The organism is Mesorhizobium sp. M0106 (assembly GCF_040322715.1).
Taxonomy (GTDB): domain Bacteria; phylum Pseudomonadota; class Alphaproteobacteria; order Rhizobiales; family Rhizobiaceae; genus Mesorhizobium.
On sequence record NZ_JAMYUA010000003.1, the window covers coordinates 248,139 to 269,947 of the forward strand.

At 61.5% G+C, this 21,809-nt stretch carries 25 protein-coding genes and 1 tRNA gene; 11 read left to right on the plus strand and 15 right to left on the minus strand.

The genetic code is table 11. The features are described 5' to 3' along the window. Window positions 1-65: 65 nt before the first annotated feature. The 4 genes from mobB to NKJ55_RS04745 form a co-directional block, all read right to left on the minus strand. Window positions 66-575 (minus strand): molybdopterin-guanine dinucleotide biosynthesis protein B, encoded by a 510-nt coding sequence (gene mobB / locus NKJ55_RS04730; protein ID WP_352448881.1) that lies wholly within the window; start codon window positions 573-575, stop codon window positions 66-68. Then, on the minus strand, window positions 572-1,201 hold the full coding sequence (gene mobA, locus NKJ55_RS04735; protein WP_352448882.1) for a molybdenum cofactor guanylyltransferase MobA: 630 nt from the start codon (window positions 1,199-1,201) through the stop codon (window positions 572-574). Before mobA ends, mobB begins: the two co-directional genes overlap by 4 nt. Window positions 1,202-1,259: 58 nt before the next feature. Then, window positions 1,260-2,180: a DMT family transporter gene (locus tag NKJ55_RS04740; RefSeq protein WP_352448883.1), complete on the minus strand. Its 921-nt coding sequence runs from the start codon at window positions 2,178-2,180 to the stop codon at window positions 1,260-1,262. Window positions 2,181-2,301: 121 nt separating this feature from the next. Continuing rightward, complete coding sequence (locus NKJ55_RS04745) at window positions 2,302-2,658, minus strand: hypothetical protein (RefSeq protein ID WP_352448884.1); 357 nt, start codon at window positions 2,656-2,658, stop codon at window positions 2,302-2,304. Between the two features lie 197 nt (window positions 2,659-2,855). Here NKJ55_RS04745 and NKJ55_RS04750 point away from each other — a divergent pair, with 197 nt between their 5' ends. Further along, entirely contained in the window at window positions 2,856-3,584 is a 729-nt protein-coding gene (locus NKJ55_RS04750; RefSeq protein WP_352448885.1) for a hypothetical protein, read from the plus strand. 51 nt (window positions 3,585-3,635) lie between these two features. Here the strand turns inward: NKJ55_RS04750 and NKJ55_RS04755 are convergent, their stop codons facing one another. Further along, complete coding sequence (locus NKJ55_RS04755) at window positions 3,636-4,070, minus strand: hypothetical protein (protein WP_352448886.1); 435 nt, start codon at window positions 4,068-4,070, stop codon at window positions 3,636-3,638. 94 nt (window positions 4,071-4,164) lie between these two features. Next, on the minus strand, window positions 4,165-5,160 hold the full coding sequence (gene moaA / locus NKJ55_RS04760; RefSeq protein ID WP_352448887.1) for a GTP 3',8-cyclase MoaA: 996 nt from the start codon (window positions 5,158-5,160) through the stop codon (window positions 4,165-4,167). Between the two features lie 198 nt (window positions 5,161-5,358). Between moaA and NKJ55_RS04765 the strand changes: the two genes are divergently transcribed. Further along, window positions 5,359-5,712: a gamma-butyrobetaine hydroxylase family protein gene (locus tag NKJ55_RS04765; RefSeq protein WP_352448888.1), complete on the plus strand. Its 354-nt coding sequence runs from the start codon at window positions 5,359-5,361 to the stop codon at window positions 5,710-5,712. Here the strand turns inward: NKJ55_RS04765 and NKJ55_RS04770 are convergent. Beyond that, entirely contained in the window at window positions 5,667-6,164 is a 498-nt protein-coding gene (locus NKJ55_RS04770) for a nuclear transport factor 2 family protein (protein ID WP_352448889.1), read from the minus strand. The genes NKJ55_RS04765 and NKJ55_RS04770 overlap by 46 nt on opposite strands. 159 nt (window positions 6,165-6,323) lie before the next feature. Between NKJ55_RS04770 and NKJ55_RS04775 the strand changes: the two genes are divergently transcribed. After that, complete coding sequence (locus NKJ55_RS04775; RefSeq protein ID WP_352448890.1) at window positions 6,324-6,935, plus strand: pyridoxamine 5'-phosphate oxidase family protein; 612 nt, start codon at window positions 6,324-6,326, stop codon at window positions 6,933-6,935. A 27-nt stretch (window positions 6,936-6,962) separates the two neighbouring features. On the opposite strand, the gene NKJ55_RS04780 is transcribed toward NKJ55_RS04775, so the two are convergent. Then, window positions 6,963-7,415, minus strand: a complete 453-nt coding sequence (locus NKJ55_RS04780) for a MarR family winged helix-turn-helix transcriptional regulator (protein ID WP_352448891.1) — start codon at window positions 7,413-7,415, stop codon at window positions 6,963-6,965. A 47-nt stretch (window positions 7,416-7,462) separates the two neighbouring features. Between NKJ55_RS04780 and NKJ55_RS04785 the strand changes: the two genes are divergently transcribed. Next, window positions 7,463-8,371, plus strand: coding sequence for an alpha/beta hydrolase (locus NKJ55_RS04785; protein WP_352448892.1), 909 nt, complete (start codon window positions 7,463-7,465; stop codon window positions 8,369-8,371). Window positions 8,372-8,405: 34 nt separating this feature from the next. Here the strand turns inward: NKJ55_RS04785 and NKJ55_RS04790 are convergent, their stop codons facing one another. Continuing rightward, window positions 8,406-9,020, minus strand: coding sequence for a TetR/AcrR family transcriptional regulator (locus NKJ55_RS04790; protein WP_352448893.1), 615 nt, complete (start codon window positions 9,018-9,020; stop codon window positions 8,406-8,408). Between the two features lie 98 nt (window positions 9,021-9,118). Here NKJ55_RS04790 and NKJ55_RS04795 point away from each other — a divergent pair, with 98 nt between their 5' ends. Together NKJ55_RS04795 and NKJ55_RS04800 are read left to right on the plus strand one after the other, a co-directional pair. Further along, a complete protein-coding gene (locus tag NKJ55_RS04795; protein WP_352448894.1) occupies window positions 9,119-9,865 on the plus strand; it encodes an SDR family NAD(P)-dependent oxidoreductase in 747 nt (248 codons plus the stop codon). 219 nt (window positions 9,866-10,084) lie between these two features. Beyond that, window positions 10,085-11,977 (plus strand): L,D-transpeptidase family protein, encoded by a 1,893-nt coding sequence (locus NKJ55_RS04800; protein WP_352448895.1) that lies wholly within the window; start codon window positions 10,085-10,087, stop codon window positions 11,975-11,977. 11 nt (window positions 11,978-11,988) lie between these two features. Here NKJ55_RS04800 and NKJ55_RS04805 read toward each other — a convergent pair whose 3' ends face one another. Together NKJ55_RS04805 and NKJ55_RS04810 are read right to left on the minus strand one after the other, a co-directional pair. Continuing rightward, a complete protein-coding gene (locus NKJ55_RS04805; protein WP_352448896.1) occupies window positions 11,989-12,465 on the minus strand; it encodes a hypothetical protein in 477 nt (158 codons plus the stop codon). 128 nt (window positions 12,466-12,593) lie between these two features. Next, window positions 12,594-12,845 carry a PepSY domain-containing protein gene (locus tag NKJ55_RS04810; RefSeq protein ID WP_352448897.1) on the minus strand — a complete coding sequence of 84 codons (252 nt, stop codon included), beginning with the start codon at window positions 12,843-12,845 and terminating at the stop codon, window positions 12,594-12,596. Between the two features lie 138 nt (window positions 12,846-12,983). Here NKJ55_RS04810 and NKJ55_RS04815 point away from each other — a divergent pair, with 138 nt between their 5' ends. Continuing rightward, complete coding sequence (locus tag NKJ55_RS04815) at window positions 12,984-13,316, plus strand: hypothetical protein (protein WP_352448898.1); 333 nt, start codon at window positions 12,984-12,986, stop codon at window positions 13,314-13,316. A gap of 34 nt (window positions 13,317-13,350) precedes the next feature. Here NKJ55_RS04815 and NKJ55_RS04820 read toward each other — a convergent pair. Next, window positions 13,351-13,425: transfer RNA gene (locus NKJ55_RS04820), tRNA-Val, on the minus strand. A 103-nt stretch (window positions 13,426-13,528) separates the two neighbouring features. After that, window positions 13,529-14,212, minus strand: a complete 684-nt coding sequence (locus NKJ55_RS04825) for a phosphoglycolate phosphatase (RefSeq protein WP_352448899.1) — start codon at window positions 14,210-14,212, stop codon at window positions 13,529-13,531. A gap of 144 nt (window positions 14,213-14,356) precedes the next feature. Between NKJ55_RS04825 and rpiA the strand changes: the two genes are divergently transcribed. From rpiA to gor, 3 genes are all read left to right on the plus strand, one after another. Further along, window positions 14,357-15,088 carry a ribose-5-phosphate isomerase RpiA gene (rpiA, locus tag NKJ55_RS04830; protein ID WP_352448900.1) on the plus strand — a complete coding sequence of 244 codons (732 nt, stop codon included), beginning with the start codon at window positions 14,357-14,359 and terminating at the stop codon, window positions 15,086-15,088. Then, window positions 15,075-15,653, plus strand: coding sequence for a DUF2059 domain-containing protein (locus NKJ55_RS04835; protein ID WP_352448901.1), 579 nt, complete (start codon window positions 15,075-15,077; stop codon window positions 15,651-15,653). Before rpiA ends, NKJ55_RS04835 begins: the two co-directional genes overlap by 14 nt. 117 nt (window positions 15,654-15,770) lie before the next feature. Beyond that, entirely contained in the window at window positions 15,771-17,159 is a 1,389-nt protein-coding gene (gene gor / locus NKJ55_RS04840) for a glutathione-disulfide reductase (protein ID WP_352448902.1), read from the plus strand. A gap of 57 nt (window positions 17,160-17,216) precedes the next feature. On the opposite strand, the gene mgtE is transcribed toward gor, so the two are convergent. Beyond that, a complete protein-coding gene (mgtE, locus tag NKJ55_RS04845) occupies window positions 17,217-18,581 on the minus strand; it encodes a magnesium transporter (RefSeq protein WP_352448903.1) in 1,365 nt (454 codons plus the stop codon). Between the two features lie 271 nt (window positions 18,582-18,852). After that, complete coding sequence (locus tag NKJ55_RS04850; RefSeq protein ID WP_352448904.1) at window positions 18,853-20,742, minus strand: ABC transporter ATP-binding protein/permease; 1,890 nt, start codon at window positions 20,740-20,742, stop codon at window positions 18,853-18,855. A gap of 628 nt (window positions 20,743-21,370) precedes the next feature. On the opposite strand from NKJ55_RS04850, the gene NKJ55_RS04855 reads away from it, so the two are divergent. After that, entirely contained in the window at window positions 21,371-21,805 is a 435-nt protein-coding gene (locus tag NKJ55_RS04855; RefSeq protein ID WP_352448905.1) for a hypothetical protein, read from the plus strand. Window positions 21,806-21,809: the final 4 nt, after the last annotated feature.

Below are 21,809 nucleotides of genomic sequence, written 5' to 3' on the forward strand. Positions count from 1 at the left end.
GATGACGCTGGGTCAGACGCCTAAATTGGAAAGCAAGTGGGCGGAAACTGTCTTCTGCCGCATTTTCAGCGCGACAGGCTTGTGGCGCGCTCGATGAAGTCAGCTATCGAATTCGTGTCGTCGAGATCGAAGGCCGGCAGGTCTTCGCCGACAATGGGGAAGTCGGAGGCGATGGCGACAATGTGTGGATCGCCTGCCGAGAGCGGTGTCCGGTCCTTGGCCTCGAGCCGTCGCGTCTCGATTTTCTTGTGCGCTTCGCGCTTGTAACCCTCGACCAACACGATGTCGCACGGTGCCAGCCGTGACAGGATCGCGTCCAGCGTCGGCTCGTCCTCGCTGCGCAATTCGTGCATCAGCGCCCAGCGCCTGCCCGACACGACCGCGACCTCCATCGCTCCCGCCTGCCGGTGGCGAAAGCTGTCCGCCCCTGGTTTGTCGATGTCGAAATCATGATGGGCGTGTTTTATCGTCGACACTTTCCAGCCGCGCCGGACGAGCTCGGCCACCAGCTTTTCGGTCAATGTCGTCTTGCCGGAGTTCTTCCAGCCGGTGATGCCGAAGATACGTCTTTTCATGGTTCGATGCTCCGCAACAGATGCGCGGCCTGGGCAAGGTCGTCGGGAGTGTTGATGTTGAAGAACGGATCGACCTCGGCCCCGCCCGATTTCAGGATGGGAAATTCCACCTCGACAAAACCGTGCCGGTCGATGAACGCCGCAACGCGCCGGTTGTCTTCCTCGACGAGAAATTGTCGCAAGGCCTGATCTAACCCTAGCGGCCAGAGTGCAAAGGTCGGATGCCGTTTGCCGCCGGAACAAGCAACGGCGATCGAGCCAGAGCGCGCATAGGCTGCCGCGAGCAGCCGCTCGACCATGTCCCTGGGCAGGAAAGGCGTATCGCCGGCAGCCGTGACCAGCGCCTGGCAGGTCGTGTCGGAAGCCCATTCGAGGCCGGTCAGGATCCCGGCAAGCGGCCCGGCATAACCTTTGACAGTGTCGGCAAGCACCGGAAGCCCCGTCGCGGCAAACCGTGCCGGATCGCCATTGGCGTTTAGCGCAAGCGGTCCAACCTGCGGGCCAAGGCGCGAAACGACACGGTCGAGCAGGGTGCCGTCGCCAAGCGCAAGCAGCGTCTTGTCGCCGCCGCCCATCCGGCTCGACCTGCCGCCGGCCAGAATGATCCCTGCAATATGTCGGCCCATGGTTTGCTGCCTAGACCCAAAATCCAGTTTTCAAATCAGACAGTCGTCGACAGTCACTCTATATGCCGTCCGGCGCCATGTCCGGTCCAGTGCTTTCGGCGGCTGTTTTTCGCCGTCCAACGATCCGTTCGCGGTAGAGTGCATAGAGGCCTGACGCGATGATGATCGTGGCACCGAGGATCATCGGCAGATCGGGGACATCGCCGAAGATCGTGAAGCCAAGCAAGATCGACCAGAGCAGGGCGGTGTAGCGAAACGGCGCGATGAAGGAGATATCGCCCACCCGCATCGCCGTGATGATGAAGTGGTAGCCGATGAGCACGAGCACCGCCGCCAGCGCCAGGAACGCCGTGCTTTGTCCCGTCATCGGTGTCCAGCCGCCCATCGGTGAAAGCAATGCCGCGCCCAGAAACGTCATGGCAAGGGCGGTGGCGCTCGACACCAGCAATGTCGGAATTGCCTGCGGTATCCGCTTGGTGGCGAGATCGCGCACCGCACAGCATGCGACGCTGGCCAGCGCCAGCAGAGAAAAGACGCTGAACCCTTCGAAGCCGGGCCGCACGATGATCAGCACGCCGGCAAAACCGGCGGCAATGGCCAGCCAGCGCCGCCAGCCGACGCCCTCGTTGAACACAAGCGCGGCGCCCATCGTCACCGCCAGCGGCAGCGCCTGCAGCACGGCGGAGACATTGGCGATCGGAAGATGTGCCAGAGCAACCAGGAACGACACGGTGGCGCCGGCCTCGCTGGCAACGCGCAGCGCAACGGTCGGCTGCAGCATCGAACCTGGCCGGGCAAGCGCGCCGCGTTGCCACGCAAGCAGGCCAACGAAAAGCGAAGCGAAGGCGCCGCGGATCAGCATGACCTGCGCCATGTTCATCGATTCCGACGAGAATTTGGTGATAGCGTCGTTGAGGGTGAAACCAGCCATGGCCACCATCATGAACAACGCGCCGCGCAGGTTTGGCGAAAGAGGCAAGGCGATTACCGGTGAGTCCTGCAGCAAGCGTCTAGCAGGCACCCGCAAAACAGCAACGTCAAAGGGCTGGGCCACAGCCTTTCTATGGCCCGTAACATCTGTCGCGCAAGAGCGGCAGGGCTTATTTGGGCGTCAGTACCTCGGTGCCGTTGCCTTCCTTGCCGGCGATCGTCCACAGGCCACGCAGCGAGCCGTCGTCCTGCACCTTGTAGACGACAAGACCGACCGCCTTGCCCATGACATAACCGGCGGAGAAGGCATCATCGTTGCGCATGCAGATACCGTCCGAGGACGAGCCGCCTGTCTCCCAATGGATCGTGCAGGTCGTCTCGCTGGTCAGCGTGATCGTCGCGTCGCCACCATAGGACGACCCATCGAAATTGGTGCCGGCCACGGCATAGGTGCCGCCGATCGACTGGGCCGCCGCGGGCAGGGCCGCGAGGCTGAGCAATGCAAGAGAAAGAATGAGTTTGCGCATATCGTATTCCCCCACTGGGCGAAGAACCGCTCCAGAGCAGAGGCTAGGCCCGAATGGGCTTGCGGTAAATCCGGTGACCGTTTGCGGACAAGACCTTTTCTGGGTGTGACCCCAAAAAAGGTGCCGTTCTAAAGGATGGGTCCGGAGGGCAAATTTATCACACTTCGGCGCGAGGAAATTTTTCGACGAGATCAAATTTGCTCGGCAAGATTCACCAAATTGGTCATTGTAAGCTTCTGATCGTGTTGGGGAGATGGTCCATGATGAATGCACGAGGCAATGCGGACTGGCTTGGCACAGGCAGCAGGCGGCATGTTTCGTCGGCTTTCCGGTTCTCTTCTGCCCTGGCGGTCATCCTCATGGCGATAGCGCCTGCGTTCGCCGAGAACGGCGCTTCGGCGTCGGCAGTCGAACGGATGTCCACGCCGGGTCACGAAGCGGATGAGCTCGCTCGCCGCGTCGGGAAATGGTCCGTCGTCAACACGATCTGGCCAACGCCCGGTGCGCAGCCGATCGTCATGACCGGGCTGGTGGCCGAGCGCACGATGATCGGTCCCTTCATGCAGGAGGTGATGCGCCCGGCGCCCGGGTCGAAAATGCCGGACTTCCAGCGGATAGCCTATTTGAGCTATGACCGGGTGGAGGGCCGCTGGAAGTATGTCTCCATGGACACCCGTTTCCCGGCAGGGATCATGCCCGCCTGGAGTTTTGGTGGCGAGGAGGACGGCAAGATTTCACTCCTGTTCGAGCCGCTTGGTTTCGTAGGCTTCGGGCCCGAGGTCGAAGGGCGGTTCACGGCCTCCGATTTCACCATTTCCAGAGATGGCGATAATCACGAGGTGGCCGAGCAGCATTTCCTGCAGGCCAATGGCAGCGGCAAGAAATGGCTTGCCGTGCGGTATGACTACACGCGCCAACAACCGTGACTCGCTAGCAAAAACAATAGGCTGCCAATAAGTTCTGACGTCGCCGGATGCTCACGGTCCCCTGAGGCTGCCGGCGATCGCATCGACGAGCGGGTCGTATTTCGATTTCAGGGCTGGCGGGTAGTCGATCCAGACCGTGCGGATGACACCGTCTTTTCCGAACAGGCAGCGTTCATAGAAGATGTTCCCGCCTTTGATGCCCGACAGCACCGCCCAGTCCTTGCCGGTCTTGCTGTAGGTGATCCTGTAGCCAGGTTCCTTGCCGGCCCTCTCGGCGGAGACGAAGGCTGTCGGGGTGTCATCATCGATGTTGAGGATACCCGAACAGATCAGGCTGGCGCCATCGGCAGTGAGCCATTGTTGTCCATCGCCATTGTCCGGCTCAGGCTGGCGAAGAGTGAAGATTTCATCCGGAAAGGTGCAGATGGTACCGAAGCGCTCGTTCGTGTAGGTAAATGGCGCGGCAACTGCCGTGGTCCCCGCCATCACTCAGAAAAACGTCAGGACTGCAAAAAACCGCTGCACGCCTTGCCTCGCGCCGATACCAAGGCGATTATTCTTGCACGAAATCGGCGAAAAATTAGCCGCCGGTGACGCTCATATGCCGCGACACCGACGGACGGTTGGTGCGGCGATCGATGATGAAGTCGTGGCCTTTGGGCTTGCGGCCGATTGCTTCGTCGATGGCATCGGCGACCAGCTCGTTGCCTTCCGACGCACGCAGCGGCGCGCGCAGGTCGGCCGCATCTTCCTGGCCGAGGCACATGTAAAGGGTGCCGGTGCAGGTCAGCCGGACCCGGTTGCAGCTTTCGCAGAAATTATGCGTCATCGGCGTGATGAAGCCCAGCCGTCCGCCGGTCTCGGCGACTTGGACATAGCGGGCCGGGCCACCGGTCTTGTAGGGAATGTCGCCTAGCGTGAACTGGCGTTCGAGAGCCGCGCGCAACAGCGACAGCGGCAAATACTGGTCGGTGCGGTCGGCGTCGATCTCGCCCATCGGCATGGTTTCGATGACCGTCAGATCCATGCCGCGGCCATGCGCCCAGCTCAGCATTTCCGGCAATTCGGCGTCATTGAAGTCCTTCAACGCCACGGCGTTGAGCTTTACCTTTAGCCCGGCCGCCTGCGCGGCGTCGATGCCGTCCATGACCTTGTCCAGATTGCCCCAGCGGGTGATCTGGCGGAATTTGTCGGCATCGAGCGTATCGAGCGAGACGTTAATGCGCTTGACGCCGCAGTCGGCGAGCTCGGCGGCAAAGCGGGAAAGCTGCGATCCGTTGGTGGTCAGCGTCAGCTCTTCCAGTGCACCACTCTCGAGATGCCGCGAAAGCTGGCGTACTAGGTGCATGATGTTCTTGCGCACAAGCGGCTCACCGCCGGTGAGGCGGAGCTTGCGCACACCCTTTTCGATGAAGACCGTGCAGAGCCGGTCGAGCTCTTCCAGCGACAGCAGGTCCTTCTTCGGCAGGAACGTCATGTCCTCGGCCATGCAATAGGTGCAGCGGAAATCGCAGCGGTCGGTGACCGATACGCGCAGGTAGGTGATCGTGCGACCGAAAGGATCGATCATATCCATGCTTATGCGCTTCCCGTGGCCGTGAACGGCTTCGTTATACATGGCTATGTGATACGAACCAACTTGCCATTCAAGATAGAAGCTCGCGATCATCGGTAACATTCCGACGCCGACAGATCATGTCGGAACTTTCCATGCGGCCTTTTCCCTCGACGCGAAGCGGCGTAGGAAGGGCGGTTCTCCGCAGGATCCACCACCATGACAGCGCCAAAGGAACTCAGGGTCTCGAAGGACCGCAAGCTGCTTTCCGTGACCTTTCCGGGACATCAGCCGTTCCAGTTGCCGGCTGAGCTTCTGCGGGTCGCCTCGCCATCGGCCGAGGTGCAGGGCCATTCGCCCGAACAGCGCGTCACCGTTCCCGGCAAGCGCAATGTGGCGATCCTGAAGATCGAGCCGGTCGGCAATTATGCCGTGCGCATCACCTTCGACGATTTCCACGACACCGGTATCTTCACCTGGAACTACCTGCATACGCTGGGTCATGAGAAGGATGCACGCTGGGCCGCCTATCTCGCCGAACTGGAAGAGAAGGGGCTGAGCCGCGACCGTTGAAATGGATCCCGCAGGACTCTCAGGTCAACGCAGATCGCCAGTATCTCGCTGGTGTCGTAACAAAACGGCGTGCCTTCGATCAGCCGGTCATTCTTGAAGCGCAAGACTTCGGCAAACGGCTGTTTGATGGTTGCACCATTGGCCCGCGACGTCAGCGAAAGCGAGCAGCTCATGAATACCGTGTCATCGTTTTGGGCGACCTGAAGGTCCTCCACCGCCACGTCGCTCCAGATTTCCCGCATTTTGCGGAAAAGGGCGCCAACGCCGTCGAGGCCGCTCCAGTCACCGGCATAGGGCAGGGAGCGCGGCTCATGCACGACAATCTCGGCATGAAATGCGCCGGCAAGCACATCGAGGCTCTCCGGCCCTGATTGCAGGAAAGGCATTTCAACATTGAACATGTTTTCAATAAGTTCCATGGCGGTGCGTCGCCGGTCGAGCGGTTTATCCATTTTTGACCTCCGTATCCGTTGGCACGATCATGCAGGTAAAGCGGTTTGCCCTTGTTTGCGTTGCCTCGACATCCGTTTCCTGATGACCGGCAAACGGGCACTTGTCGTGAAAACGTCATCCATCTGGAGTAGCGCCGGCAAAGCTTTGGAGACGAAAACATGTCCATGATCACCAGCATCGAACAGCTTGAAGCGCTCTATGGCCTGCCCGGCGAGGCGTCGGTGGTCAAGGAACTCGACCAGCTGATTCGCGAATACGCAGCTATCATCGAGGCTTCGCCGTTTGCCGCGCTCGCAACCTGCGGGCCAGAAGGGCTGGACTGCTCGCCGCGCGGCGATCTCGCCGGCTTCGTCCGCATCCACGATCCGAAAACGCTGATGATGCCGGACCGGCGCGGCAACAACCGTGCCGATTCGCTAAGCAACATCCTTCGCGATCCGCGCGTCGCGCTTCTGTTCCTCGTGCCGGGTTCCGGCACGACACTGCGCGTCAATGGCCGCGCCCACATCACCACCGATACCGGGCTCTGCGCCTCGTTCGCCGTCGAGGGCAAGCCGGCGCGCTCGGTGACGGTCATCGAGATCGATGCGGTTTATTTCCAGTGCGCCCGCGCCATCCACCGATCGGAACTGTGGAATCCGGCAAGGCATGTCGACCCGAGATCGCTGCCGACTCCCGGCCAAATCCTGGAAATCACCAGCCGCAAGAACATTGACGGCGAGGTCTACGACAAGGAATGGCCCGAGCGCGCGAAAAAATCGATGTGGTGAAGCATTTGGTGGTGGAGCACTGGGCTGTCAGGCGGTCTTCAAAACCTCGGCAATCCTACGCATCTGTTCGCCGATCATGTCACATTGTTCCGGCGTCGACTGGCTCATCGCCTTCTCGATCAGCGCCATATGGACCTTCAGCGCCTGCATCAGCAGTGCCTCGCCGGCCTCTGTCAACGTCAGCCTCAGCACGCGCTTGTCCTTCTCGTCGCCCTCGCGGCGCAGCAGGCCACGGGTCTCCAGCTGAGGCAAAAGCATGGTGATGTTGGAGCGGCCGACCAGCAGCCGACGAGCAAGGTCGTGCTGCGACATGCCGGGATGACGGTAGAGGTTCATCAGCACGTCGAGCTGCGCCGGCTTCAGGTCGAGCGGCGCAAGCTTCACCGCCAGGGTGCGTTCCACCACATGGCAGGCGCGCGCCACCGCGACCCAGTTGCGAAAACGCGGGTTGTCCCAGGGCAGGTCTTGCTTAATGTTCATGTTTGAACTATTATGTTCATGCTTGAACCAATGAATGGATCGCCACTATGGCATCATTTGGACTGAAGGTCATCCGCGGCACGTTCGGCGTGGCTGAGCATGTGGCACCGCGACTCACCGGGCGTGCTGCATTCGAGCTGTTCTGCCGCACGCCGCACGAGAAGAGCTTGAGCAAAGGCGAGCGCCGCGCAATTGATCGCGCCGCCGATTTCATGACCCAGGCACGCCATCACCGGCTAAAGACCAGAACCGGCTGCGTCATGGTGCATGAATTCCGGCCCGAGCCGGGCAGGGCGACTGCCGGCACCGTGCTCGTCATCCATGGTTGGCGTTCGCGCACCGAATACATGCGCACGCTGATCGAAGCCTATCGCGATGCCGGCTACAAGGTGGTCTCGCTCGATCTGCCGGGCCACGGCCAGTCGCAGGGCCGCCGGCTTACCCTGGTCAGTGCGGTCGATGCGGCACGGGTTGCCGGCGAATGGTTCGGCCCGTTCGCGGCCATTGTCGGCCATTCCTTCGGTGGTGCCGTTGCCGCCAACGCCGTCGCCGGTTCGATCTGGAACATCCCGCGATTGGCGGCCGGGCGGCTGGTGCTTATCGCCGCGCCGAGCTCGCTGCCGGCGATCTTCGCTGATTTCAGCCGCATGCTGAATGTCGGCTCGCGCTCGCAGGCCGCCATGGCCGACCGGGTCGAGCGCATCGCCGGCCGGCCGTTGCACGAGTTCACCGGTGACCGCCAGCTCGCAAGCACGCCGCTGCCGACGCTGGTGATCCACGCGCCGGACGACCGCGAAGTTTCCGCCGAGCATGCAAGGCTCTACACGCGCGCCGGCGACCATGTGCGGCTTTACTGGGCCGAGGGGCTCGGCCACCGCCGCATTCTCGCCGACAGGGGTGTGGTGGAGCGTGCCGTTGGCTTCGTTGCCGGCAGGCTGGAGTCGTCTCTGCAGTGACCTGAATATCGTTCTTGTCAGCCGGGTTCGACCGTCACGCTGCCCCGGTGCTGGCCATCGCTATCCAAGCTGCCATTGCCCCGGCCACCGTCGCCAGAAGAGCCGAGCGCGACGCGCCGTCGCGCGCCTGGATCGACATGCCGTGCTGCACGGTCGCGTAGAAGGTCGCGGCCGTACCGCAGTCGAAATCGGCCGGCAACTCTCCCTCGGCCACGCCACGCTCGAGCCGTCTCAGCAAGGCTTCGCGGTTTTCGGCGCGGCGACGGCGCAGATCATCGCAGATGGCGCCGCGGCTTGAGTCCTGGTGCAATGCGCCGAGCGCGATCAGGCAGCCTTGCGGGCGACCGGTCTGTGAATAGGCCCTGGCCGTCTGCCGCAGGAACCGCTCGACCGCCTGGCGCGCGGTCGGCGCCTTTTCCAGCGCGGACCAGATCTCGGTTCCCTCGACCCGCGTGTAAAGCTCGGTTGCCTCGAGAAACAGCGCTTCCTTGCTGCCGAAGGCGGCATAGAGGCTGGGTGAGTTGATGCACATTGCAGCGGTCAGGTCGCTTATCGACGCGCCCTCATAACCCTTGGCCCAAAACACTTCCATTGCGCGCCGCAAGGCGGCGGCTCGATCGAAGGTGCGGGGGCGGCCTCGTTCCGGCATGGCATCCTTTCTGTATTGATCGATACATAATTTGGTTGACGCGGTTCAGCAAGGCTGGCAGATATTTATGTATCAATCACTACAAAATGGAGAAGCAGGTGTCATCCAGAAGATTGAACGGCAAGGCCGCCCTCGTCACCGGCGGCAGCCGCGGCATTGGTGCGGCGATCGCAAGAAGGCTCGCGGCCGACGGCGCGGGCGTGGCGATCACCTATGTGAATGGCGAGGAAGGGGCGCGTGCGGTGGTCAGGGAAATCGAGGCGGCCGGCGGCCGGGCCTTTGCCATCAAGGCCGACAATCGCGATGCTGGGGCGATCGAGGCGGCAGTCGATGAGGCAGCAACAGCCTTCGGACGGCTCGACATCCTGGTCAATAGCGCCGGCATCTGGCGCGCTGCGCCGATCGATGCCCTGTCGCTTGCCGATTTCGACGAGACGATGGAGGTCAACCTCAGAGCCCCGTTCGTCGCCGCCAAGGCGGCAGCAGCGCATATGGGCGAGGGTGGCCGGATCATCTCGATCGGCAGCAATCTGGCCGAGCGTGCCACGGACGCCGGCCTGAGCGCCTACTCGGCCAGCAAGGCTGCCTTGGTTGGCCTGACCAAGGCCTTTGCACGCGATCTCGGTCCGCGCGGAATCACCGCCAATGTCGTCCATCCGGGGTCGACCGATACCGACATGAATCCGGCAGCCGGCCCGCACGCCGAGCATCAGCGCCAGAAGATGGCGATGCCTCGCTTCGGCACGGCCGACGAGATCGCCGGCATGGTCGCCTGGCTTGCCGGTCCCGAAGGGCGCTTCGTGACAGGCACGGCATTGACCATCGACGGCGGCGCCAACGCTTGAGGCTTGGCTCACGGGCACTATCATTATCGGGGGCGATGACGGATTGACTCGACCCGTCACGATCTTGTGAAACCGTTCTGCAACAGACGTTCCGAAATTTATGAAAGCTTAACGAAATCAGTATGAATCAGTGTAGTCACGCCTTACATCCGCCATGCGGTGGGCGAGACCGTGAAAGCGGTGCGGAACGGGATCCGGTTCAACCGGAGCGGGTGATCCATGAAAGTCCTTGGAAACAAAGCAACCGTGCTGCCGTTTGCGGTGGCCGCGGCAATGCTGGCCTTCGGGGCGCCGAAGGCTGAAGCGCAAGGGTTCTTCGACATGCTTTTCGGCGGCGGCGTCAAACACGCACCGCCGAAAAGTGACTTTCCGCCGCCACCGTCAAAATACAAGCCGAAGCCCAGGGCGCCGGCCGCTTCCGGTGGTGGTGCGCAAATCAGCAGCCCGTCCTATTATACCTACAAGAGCGATCCGCTGGTGCGCGTCGATTTTTCGGCACTGTCGGCAGCGCCTGAACCAGCAACGCCTCAGGACGCTGCTTTCGAGCCGGCGGCCACCGGGGCTGCATTCCGCGAAGCCATTGCCGGCCTCGACGGCTATGACCTCTACGCCGAGAAGGACATCGCCAAGGCGCTGATCGCCTATTACTCGGCCAATCCGGATTTCATCTGGGTGACGGGAACCAGTCCCAGCAGCCGTGCCCAGGATGCCGTGCGGGTGCTGGGCGAGGCCGCGAGCTACGGCCTGACGCCCGCCGACTACACCGTGGAAGTTCCGGCAGCAGGCACATCGGCGGGCAATGTCGATGAACGCCTGAAAGAGCTGGTCCGCTTCGAGATGGCGCTGTCGGCGCGTGTCCTGCGCTACGCCCGTGACGCACAAAGCGGCCGCGTCGATCCCAACCGCATGACCGGCTACTACGATTTTCCGCCTAAGCCGCTCGACATGGAAGGGGTGCTGAAGACGCTGGCCCATACCCAGCAAGTGCGCACTTATCTCGAGTCACGGCATCCACAGAATTCCGAGTATCAGGCGCTGCGCGTCGAACTGGAAGCGCTCCAGGCCAGCGCCGAAGACGAAATCACCATCGATCCCGATCTGCTGTTGAAGCCGGGGCAGACCAGCCCCGAGCTGCCGAAGCTTTTGACAAAGATCGCGCGCAATCTCGATGACGAGATGGGCGGCGCCTATGGCGAGGTTCTGGCGAGGCTCGCTACCAGCGAGGTCTACGATCCGGAGCTGGTGCCGGTGATCAAGGCGGTGCAGGAACGGGCCGGCATGAAAGGCGACGGCGTCATCGGCCCGCGTACCGTTGCATCGTTGGCCGGAACGTCCAAGGCCGACAAAGTTCAGAAGGTTCGGGTTGCGCTCGAAGAGTTGCGCTGGTTACCTTCCGACCTTGGCAGCCCGCGCGTCTTCATCAACCAGCCGGCTTTCACCGCGAGCTATATCGATGATGGCGAGGAGAAGCTGAAGACCCGCGCCGTGGTTGGCAGGCCGACCAACCAGACTGCTTTCTTCTATGACCAGATAGAGCAGGTCGACTTCCATCCCTATTGGGGCGTGCCGCAATCGATCCTGGTCAACGAGATGCTGCCGCGGCTGCGCCGGGATCCTGGCTATCTCGACCGCGCCGGCTACGAGGTGGTCAATGCCCGCGGCAAGCGCATTCCCTCGTCCTCGGTCAATTGGGGCGCCTACGGCGCAAAGATACCCTACGGCGTGCGCCAGCTGCCGAGCGAGGCCAATGCGCTGGGCGAGCTGAAGATACTGTTCCCCAACAAGCATGCAATCTACATGCACGATACGCCGCAGAAGTCGTTTTTCCAGCGCGACATGCGTGCGCTCAGCCATGGCTGCGTTCGCTTGCAGGATCCGCGCGGCATGGCCGCTGCCGTGCTCGGCACCTCGGTCGACTACATCGAGGACAAACTGAAACACGGACATTCGACCGAGGACGTGACACGCAAGATCCCGGTCTATGTCGCCTATTTCACCGCATGGCCGGACCTGTCTGGCAAGGTCGAATACTTCAACGACGTCTACGGCCGCGATACAAGGCTGCAGCAGGCGCTCGACAGCACGGAAGCGGTGCGTTCGCCGGCAAGCTGACGAATGCGGTTCTAGCGCTGAAACAGTGGACGCCGAAAACCGGCATCGCGTCCGGCGATGAGCCAATAGACCAAGCCCGCGACAACGCCTGCGGCGGCAATGATGCCGATATCGGCCCAGCGCTCCGGGTTCGTGTCATCCGGTACACTGGGCCAGATCAAGGCGAAGCCGCCAACCGCGGCCGCCGCGCCGAAGACCATATGCAGCCAAAAACTGCGCAGCGAGAAAAACTCGGCAATCAGTGCGAAGATCAGCGTCTGCAGGCCGGTCAGCACGATCGTCAGAAAATAGATGAACATGCCGAGCGGCGGCAACAGCAGCACCGCAACGGGGGTGACGCCCATGACGTCGAAATAATTCGGCGCATTTGGCAACGAACTCAGCCCGCCATAGATCGCCGCCACCGCGATCAGCCCAACCAGTACCGCTATGAAATAACCCGCGAGCATCATCAGAAAGCGTTTCAATACGTGCTTTACCGTCGCCATGCCCACCCCCCGCGCGCAATGATAGCACTCAGTCAGCCATCAAAGTCATATCTACGCAAGCGTGTGCCGAAGGCCGGGGGCCTTCGAGGCGCGCCATTTTTTAGAATCTGGACCGTTGGCGCCCAGCTTCATTTCGGCGCGGCTGTCACCGGATCGTAGGTGATTTCGACTTTCGCCTTGTCGTCCGTGTAGTAGGTGACAGTGTAGGCGCCGCTGTCCCAATCGATTTCCTTGATGTAGCGGAAGTCGTCGCGCTGCTCGACCTTGGCGATGATTTCCGACAGCTTCTTGGCATTCTGCGGCGGCACCGGATTTTCGTCCGCGGCAAAGGCCGATCCGCCGACAAGCAGCACGGCGGCCGCCAAAACAAGTCTGGACATGGCTTTCCCTCACATCTCGATCAGCAGAAACTCGTTTCTATGCAGGTTTGTTCCGGGATAGCGGACCGTTGCGCTATAAGGAGGCGCCGTCCGTACCTGATTTATGGCTGCCGAAAGAAAGGCAGCTCGCTTAAAATCATGATGCGTCGTCTCAACATCGCGGCCATAATAGTGCCGGCGGTCATTCGGGGGGTCTACATACAAATGCGTCATGCCATTATATTTGTACTTTCCATACTTTCCGTACCGGCCGTTTCGATGTCTGTGCAGAAAGCTGCAGCGCTGGAACCTGAACGCTATACAGTCTATTGCGCCGACGATCGTATCGAGGTTTCGTTCTGGGATATCGAGCAGATGAAGGTGCGGGCCGGCTCCGACGTTTGTCAGTTCCAGAGCTATACGAGCTACAGCAGCGCTTTGAATTTCGCCCAAAAGAATTTTGGCGGCGAGGGGGCGACCTGCAGCTGCTAGCCGCTCCGGCTTGGAATTGACTCAGGAAAGCAGATGGTGGGCGATGCAGGGATTGAACCTGCGACCCCACCCGTGTGAAGGGTGTGCTCTCCCGCTGAGCTAATCGCCCGCTCGTTGCCCGAAGGCCAAGCGCGCCGCGATATAAGGGAGGCCGGCCTGCTAAGTCAACCACTTGTCGGTCGGCATTTGGCGGTCCGCCCGATGGGCAGCTTTCAGCCTTCTGCCGCGGCCATCAGCCCTTGTACCAGATCGAGCGTCAGCGAATCGAAATGCGAGATCACCGCCGACGGTTCGAACTCTCGCACATGACGGTCGGTGTAGCCGAAATCGACTGCCACCACCGGAATCCCGGCGGCCTTTGCCGTGTCGATGTCGGTCTGCGAATCACCGACCATCAGTGCACGGTGCGGGTCGCCGCCGGCGCGCGCGATGGTCAGCGTGAGATGGCGCGGGTCTGGCTTGCGGAACGGAAAACTGTCCTGGCCGCAGATCGCCGCGAAATGCCTGGTCATGCCGAGCGCCTCGATCAGCGCCACCGAATTGGCCTCGTATTTATTGGTGCAGATGGCCAGCAGGTAGCCGGCCGCCTCGAACCGCGCGATCGCCCCGGGGACGCCGGGATAGGGGCGCGATTTGCCGGGGATGTTAACGGTGTAATGGTCCAGAAACAGCTTGAGCAGGCGATCGTGCTCCTCCACTGCCAGCGACCTGTGCTGCGCTGCGTGGGCGCGCTCGATCATCACCCGGCCGCCATGGCCGACGAAGCGCCTGAAGCCGGCTTCGTCGACGGCCGCGAGCTGGCTGGCGGCAAGGCTGTGGTTGAGACTGTCGAGCAGGTCCGGCGCCGTGTCGATCAGCGTCCCGTCGAGGTCGAACACGATGATCGGTCGGGTCATGGCCTGTCCTGTGACAATTTGATTGCCGGCAGGCGATAAACGCTGCGGCCCGTTCAGGCAAGCCGGCTTATCCACCGCGGGCAAGGTCCTTTGACCAGCCCGGCAAAAATGCTACGAGCGCCGAAACAAATCTCGGGACCCGGCATGGATGCGAGGCAATTGAAGGTTGAGGCCGCGCGGGCAGCGCTTGCCCATGTCACGGATGGCATGCGGCTCGGCATCGGCACCGGCACCACAGCGGACGAGTTCGTACGGCTGCTCGCCGACAAGGTCGCCACCGGCCTGACTGTCATCGGCGTTCCGACCTCGGAGCGCACCGCCGTCCTTTGCAGCGAGCTTGGTGTGCCGCTGTCGACCCTTGAGGAAACGCCCGAGCTCGACCTCACCATCGACGGCGCCGACGAGATCGATCCGGCGCTGACATTGGTCAAGGGCGGCGGCGGCGCGCTGCTGCGCGAAAAGATCGTCGCGGCGGCCTCCGCCCGCATGATCGTCATCGCCGACAGCTCCAAGATGGTCGAGATGATCGGCCGTTTTCCGCTGCCCATCGAAGTCAACCGGTTTGGCCTGCGCGCCACCGAAATTGCGGTCGGCGCGGCGGCTGCAAACCTTGGCCTTTCCGGCCCTGTTACATTGAGGATGACGGGGAGCCAGCCATTTGTTACAGACGGCGGCCATTTTATCCTCGATGCATCTTTTGGCCGCATTCCGGATACAAGAGCGCTTTCGAATGCTCTCCACGCCATTCCGGGCGTGGTCGAGCATGGTCTTTTCATCGGGCTGGCATCAACGGCCATCATAGCCGGCGGCGACGGCATCCAAACCGTCCATGCCGCCCGAAAATCAGGGAGTTTTACCGATCATGATGTTGCATAACCGGGTTGGCCGCTTTTTTGCCATTCTGGCGGCCTCGGCCGTTTTCGCGTTTTCGTCGCCTGCGTTTTCGCAGGACGTCACCGATGCGCATTTGAAGGCGGCGCGCGCCGCCGTCGCGGCGATCCATGCGACGGATACGTTCGACAGCATCCTGCCGCAAGCGGCCGCGGCACTGGAGCAGCAGCTGATTCAGAAGAACCCGGATATGCAGGAACTGATCGCCAAGACGATCAACGAGAAGGCGATGGCCTTGGCATCGCGCCGCGCCGACCTGGAAAAGGAAGCGGCGCTCGCCTATGCAAAGGTATTCTCGGAAAAGGAACTCAATGAAATCGCCGCCTTTTACAATTCCGATTCCGGCAAGAAGCTGCTCGACAACGGCCCGATCGTGACGCGCGAACTGGTGAAGGCTGCCGAGATCTGGCAGAACGGCCTGGCTCGCGATCTCGCCCAGCAGGTCGGCGAGACCCTGGGTGCAGCGGCGAATGCCAAGGCGCCGGCTGCACCTGCCGACGGTACCGCTCCGGCCGATGGCGCAGCTCCCGCGGACGCTACACCGAATTGATTGCGGACTTCCGAGCCGCCTGACCGCCACTGGACCAAAAGCCCGGCAAGTCCGGGCTTTTCTTTTGATAGTCGGCAGCCTACCTGTCTCGGGGTTTGAGGGGCAAGGAGTTCAGCCATGGCCGGTTACGACTACGATCTTTTCGTCATCGGCGGCGGCTCCGGCGGGGTGAGGGCGGCGCGCGTCGCGGCCGCACTCGGCAAGCGTGTCGGCATTGCCGAGGAATACCGCTATGGCGGCACATGCGTGATCCGTGGCTGCGTGCCGAAGAAGCTCTATGTCTACGCCTCGCAATTCCCCGAGCATTTCGCCGACGCCGCCGGTTATGGCTGGACGGTGCCTGAGGCGCGTTTCGACTGGCAGACGCTGGTCGCCAACAAGGACCGCGAAATCAGCCGGCTGGAGGCCATCTACAAGAAGAACGTGCAGGGCGCCGGCGGCGAGGTCTTTCATTCGCGCGCCACCCTGGTCGATCGGCATGTGGTGCATCTTCTCGGTGAGGATCGCACCGTTACCGCCGACCAGATCCTGATCGCTACCGGCGGGCGACCGGCGCCGCATCCGGCATTGCCCGGCCATGAGCACTGCATCTTTTCCAACGAGGCCTTCGACCTCAAGGAACTGCCGAAGGCAATCATGATCGAGGGCGGCGGCTATATCGCCGTCGAATTCGCCAACATCTTTCACGGCCTCGGCGTCGACACGACGCTGGTCTACCGCGGCAAGGAGATCCTCAGCCGTTTCGACATGGACCTCAGACGCATGCTGCACGACACGATGGAAAAGAAAGGGATAAAAATCCTCTGCCACGCCGTGTCCGAGTGGGTCAGGAAGCGGCCTGACGGCCGGCTCGACGCGCTTGTCACCGGCGGCACGGTGCTGACGGTCGACCAGGTCATGCTCGCCATCGGCCGCATTCCCAATACCGAGAACATGGGCCTGGAAGGCGTCGGCATCGAGATGACCAAAACCGGGGCAATCCACGTCGACGAATACTCCCGCACGAACATCGACAACATCTGGGCAATCGGTGACGTCACCCATCGCGTGCAATTGACGCCGGTGGCAATCCACGAGGCGATGTGCTTCGTCGAGACCGCCTTCAAGGACAAGCCGACGGCGCCCGACCATGACACGATCGCTACCGCAGTCTTTTCGCAGCCCGAGATCGGTACGGTCGGCCTGTCGGAGGATGAGGCGGCAAAGCGCTTTTCGAATGTTGAAATCTACCGCGCCACCTTCCGGCCGATGCGGCACACACTTTCCGGCCGCGACGAAAAGATGCTGATGAAGCTGGTCGTCGACGGCGCCTCGAAAAAGGTCCTCGGCGCCCACATTCTCGGGCCGGATGCCGGCGAAATGGCGCAGCTTCTCGGCATACCGCTGAAGGCCGGCCTGACCAAGGATGATTTCGATCGCACCATGGCGGTGCATCCGACTGCCGCGGAAGAACTCGTCACCATGTACAAGCCGACTTACCGGGTGAGAGATGGTGAGCGCGTCTGACGCGACGACAACCCATCGCGGCAACGAAATTGCCGCGATGGAAGTGCGTGAGTTTTCTTACAGCAACGTTCCGCGCAGGATCGCCAGCGCCACAGAAAAATAGATCACCAGCCCGGTGACGTCGACCAGCGTGGCGACGAACGGGGCCGATGCGCTGGCCGGGTCGAAGCCCATGCGCTTCAGGGCGAACGGCAGCATCGATCCAGACAACGAGCCGAAGGTGACGATGCCAACCAGCGTGGCGCCGATGGTCATTGCGATCAGCGGCCAGTGCGGGCCGTAGTCGTAGAAGCCGAGATACTGCCAGAGCGCGATGCGGCAGACGCCGACCACGCCAAGAATCGAGCCAAGCACCAGGCCGGTGGGCAGCTCGCGCAATGCCACCCGCCACCAGTCGCCAAGGCCGATCTCGCGCAGCGCCAGCGCCCGGATGACGAGCGAGGTCGCCTGCGAGCCGGAATTGCCGCCGGAGCTCATGATCAATGGAATAAATAACGTCAGCACGATCGCCTTTTCCAGCTCGCCCTCGTAGCTCTGCATCGCGTTTGCGGTCAGCATCTCGCTGATAAACAGCGCGCACAGCCAGCCGGCGCGTTTCTGGATCATCGCCAGAAAGCCCATCTTCATATAGGGCTCGTCGAGAGCCTCCATGCCGCCGAAACGATGCACATCCTCCGTCGTTTCGTCGATCATCGTGTCGATAATATCGTCGATGGTAACGATGCCGAGCAGTTTGCCGTTGTCCACGACCGGAACGGCGAGCAGATCATATTTCGAGATCAACTGAGCAACCTTTTCACTATCGGTCAGCGGTGAAACGGTGATAGGCGCACGATCCGGCGCGATTGCCATGATCAGCTCGTCGGGCCCGCCAGCGATAAGTCGACGCAGGCTGGTCGAGCGCAACAGGACATGCGTTTGCGGATCGACGATGTAGATCGCGTAGACGGTTTCGCGCGTCCGCTCCACCTTGCGGATATAATCCAGCGTGCGGGCCACGCTCCAGTCCGGCGGCACGCTGACATATTCGGTCGTCATGAGCGAGGCGGCGCTGCCTTCGGGATAGCCGAGAATGGCAAGCAGCGTCGCGCGCAGCGGTGGCGCCAGGCCACCAAGCAGTTCGGAACGAGCCGGCTCGTTCAGATCGCGCAGTATGTCGGCGGCGCGGTCGACCGACATGGCGGCAAGCAGTCTGCCTGCCTTGATGCGGGGCAGCGCCTCGACCAGTTCGGATGCGCCGTCGAGTTCAGGCTGGTCGAAGATCTCGACCAGCCGCTCGAACGGCACTTCGCAAAGCAGCTCCGATGCCGTCTCGCGGGGCTCCTGGTTCAAGGCCTCGACGATGTCGGCGACGTGTTCGTTGGCAAGTACGCGAGCGATGGCGATGGCATCGCCGCCCGCGACAGGGGAAAACTCGTTCATGGCTCACTCCTTGCCGTCCGGCAGGACGTGAGCCTGTCAGGCCACGTCAAGCGGACGGCGGTTGCGTTCGACTGTGACTGTCGCCAGGCATGGCGCGGTGACCTTTCTGCTCGCGGGTTCGAGTTGAGATTCTGCAAGCCGGCGCAACATAGGAGCGCGCCTTGCCGAGTCAATCGCGAGAGCGGGTTAAAACGGCGGCAAACCGGCGGATCGCGAGACTGTGATCGGGCGACGTGGCAGGCTGGCTGGATGCTGGCAATGGTGCCCGCGGCTATCTCTGCTTCAGCCGGCGGGGAAAGCGCAGCCATTTGTCCTCGGCCGGCCGTGTCGGCTGCGTGAGGATGGTGGTGAGCTCGACCGGCAAGCTCGGAACCAGCGGCTTCTTGGTAGCGACGCCGTCGGCGATCGCAACCACGCTGTGGTAGAATTCGGTGCCCGCGAGCGATCTCGGCGGCGTCGCCTCATGCATGATCGAGATCACCGTTGCATCAGGGCAATTGTCCTTGATCGCCTGATGGAAGGCGATCCGTCCTTCGGGATCGAGCGCGCCGGTGGCTTCATCGAGGAACAGCAATCCCGGCTGCTGCAGCACGATGCGGGCGACAACCAGCTTCTGCTTCTGCCCACCCGAGAGAACCTGATCCCAGATCTTTCCTTCACGGCTCTCATCAGCCAGATGCTCGATGAAGTCGCCGAGACCGGCCTTGTGCAGGGCGGATGCGACCTGCACGTCGGCGTAATCATGCTCGGAACCGGGCAGGCAGACCAGTTGCTTCAGCGAAACCTGCTGCAGCTTCACCTCCTGAGCGGCGTAGAAACTCCTGACCCCTTCCGGGAAGACGATGGTGCCGCGGCCATAAGGCCACAGGCCGTTGATCGCCTTGATCAGCGAGGTCTTGCCGCAACCGGATTCGCCCTTGAGGAAAGTCCACTCGCCACGCCGGAAGCGCAAGTTCGCGGCACTCAGGAAGGGCGTTGCGTCCTCGCCCTGATGCGCCAGTTCGAGCTTCTGGATGGTCAGGCCGAACACCGGGTTCTGGTGGTCGTAGCGGAACTCGGATCGGCCGGTCTGCTGATAGAATTCCTGCGGGTGCTGGACGTTTTCGATTGCCTGCGCCAATTCGATGACGCGCTGGCTGTTGGCGCGCAAGGTGGCGATCTCCGGCATCACATGGATGAACCACGAACAGTTGCTGATCAGCTTATCGACCTGGCCGGAAGCTGTCAGATAACCCTTGAGGTCGAGGCCGTTGTGGATGAAGGGCACCAGCCCGGGCCCGAAAGCGACAATCTTGGCACCGATGAAATTATAGATCAGCTCGAACGAGGTGTAGCCGGTATTGACGATGTTCAGTCTGGCCCAGGTACGGTCAATGTCTGCATAACGCTGGCTGTGTACAGTCTTCTGCACATTCTCGCCCTGCGATGCGGCGACATGAAAACTGCGGCGCAGGAACGTGATCAACTCGCTGCGGTAATTGCCTTCGGCCTGCTGCATTCTGACGTTTAGCCACTCCAGCATTCGGCCGAGTTTCAACGCGATCCAGGTGTTGAACGGCACATAGACAGCGATTGCCAGGAGAGCAAGGACGGCGCTGCCGTAGCTGCCGAGAAACTCCAGCCCCTTCACCTCGACAGAGTTTTTCAGCAATTCGCCGCCGAGAAAGTAGAACGAAGCGAAGACGCCTAGCACACCCGAAGCAAGCCCGATGGCTCCACCGGTCATGGCCTTGATGGATTCCTGCACGCGCTGGTCGATATTGTCGGGAGCTGCATTCCCGGAAGAGCCATGCTGGGCATGGAAATGCGAATGATTGGAGTCGAGCAAGGCCTCGTTGAATCGGCTATCCAGCCAGCCACGCCATTTGCGATGCAATGTCTTGGAAACAAGGTTCCGAATGCCGGCAATAACCAAGTCCTTGAGCACGACCAGCAGCACCAGCCAACCGGCGTTGGTCAGTATTGTCTTAAGTGGCGTCGTGTTCGCGGCATCGTGGAAAAAAGCGATCGAAGCCGCCAGCTCGGCCCCAGCCACCGTAAACCAGACGTCGGCTTTGCTGGACAGCGCGATGATCAGCGCGATCACCAGCGTCAGCGTCCAGGCTTCCCTCCAGCGGTCCGAGAACCAGTAGACCCGCATCAGCCCCCAGAAGCTGCGCATCGAAGATACGGGCGTCAGGGGCGACTGCCTTGCGGCACCGCGGAGCCATTTTTCCGATATTGAATGTCGCGTTGGTCTATCGACCCGAATCACTATCCCGCCCAAACGATTTTTCTTTTGTTACGGACAGTAACACCAATTGATCATTTTCCATTAGCTTTTCACCAGTCGCAGGTGGCTTAGCTTGCCGGCCGTTGCAGTGGAGCAACAGAATGAATGATCACGGCGCTGTGCCGTCACGTTTCGAGGGGCGGAATACCAACGCAATTTCAAATAGTTACTTGCCTGCGCCCGAGCAAGTAGAGATCTTCCCCAAGGGAAGGTCTTCACACAGCTTTGTGAACATAGAAGCGCCTTCCAGCGGCCGATCTTCACAGCCTGAACCGCCTTCACGGCCAGTCCGGCCTCGTCGGCGGCCAGGACGTGACCGTATGATTCGTGTTTGAAGCCGCCTTGTCAGGAACCCGTAATCGGCCAAGCAATGACTTTGCCGACACAGTCCAGGATGCGGATCAATATCAATTGGCCCATGCTTTTTTAAAAGCGCGCCCAAACCTCGTTTGACAAAGATGCGCTTCGGATCGAACCTGCCGGACGCATCCAGGTTTGAACCGGGGGGAAGTTCTTCATGCTTGCACGGACATTGTTTGCGGCGATGCTCGCAACGTTCGCCTGGCTGCCGCAAACATATGCCGGCAGCCAGGCCGTTCCCGCAAACGCCGAGGGACAGATCGAGTTCAACACGCCGTCCGGCAATATTGGCTGCATCTACACACCGAAGGGCGGCACCAGCACCTACGAGCCGCAGGATGGCGGACCGGAACTGAGTTGTTCGCGCGTCGAGCCCAGCTACGTCACGATCATCCTCGGCCCGAAAGGCCCGGCGACGCTGATCAAGAATCCGGGCGAGCAAGGCTGCTGCGGCGGCGTCACCAGGCTGGCCTACGGCAACAGGTGGAGCAAGGGGCCATTTTCCTGCCAGTCATCCACCAAGGGATTGACCTGCACCGGCAAGCATGGCCATGGCTTTTTCGTCAGCAAGGCCAAGGTGACCGTGAAATAGTCCG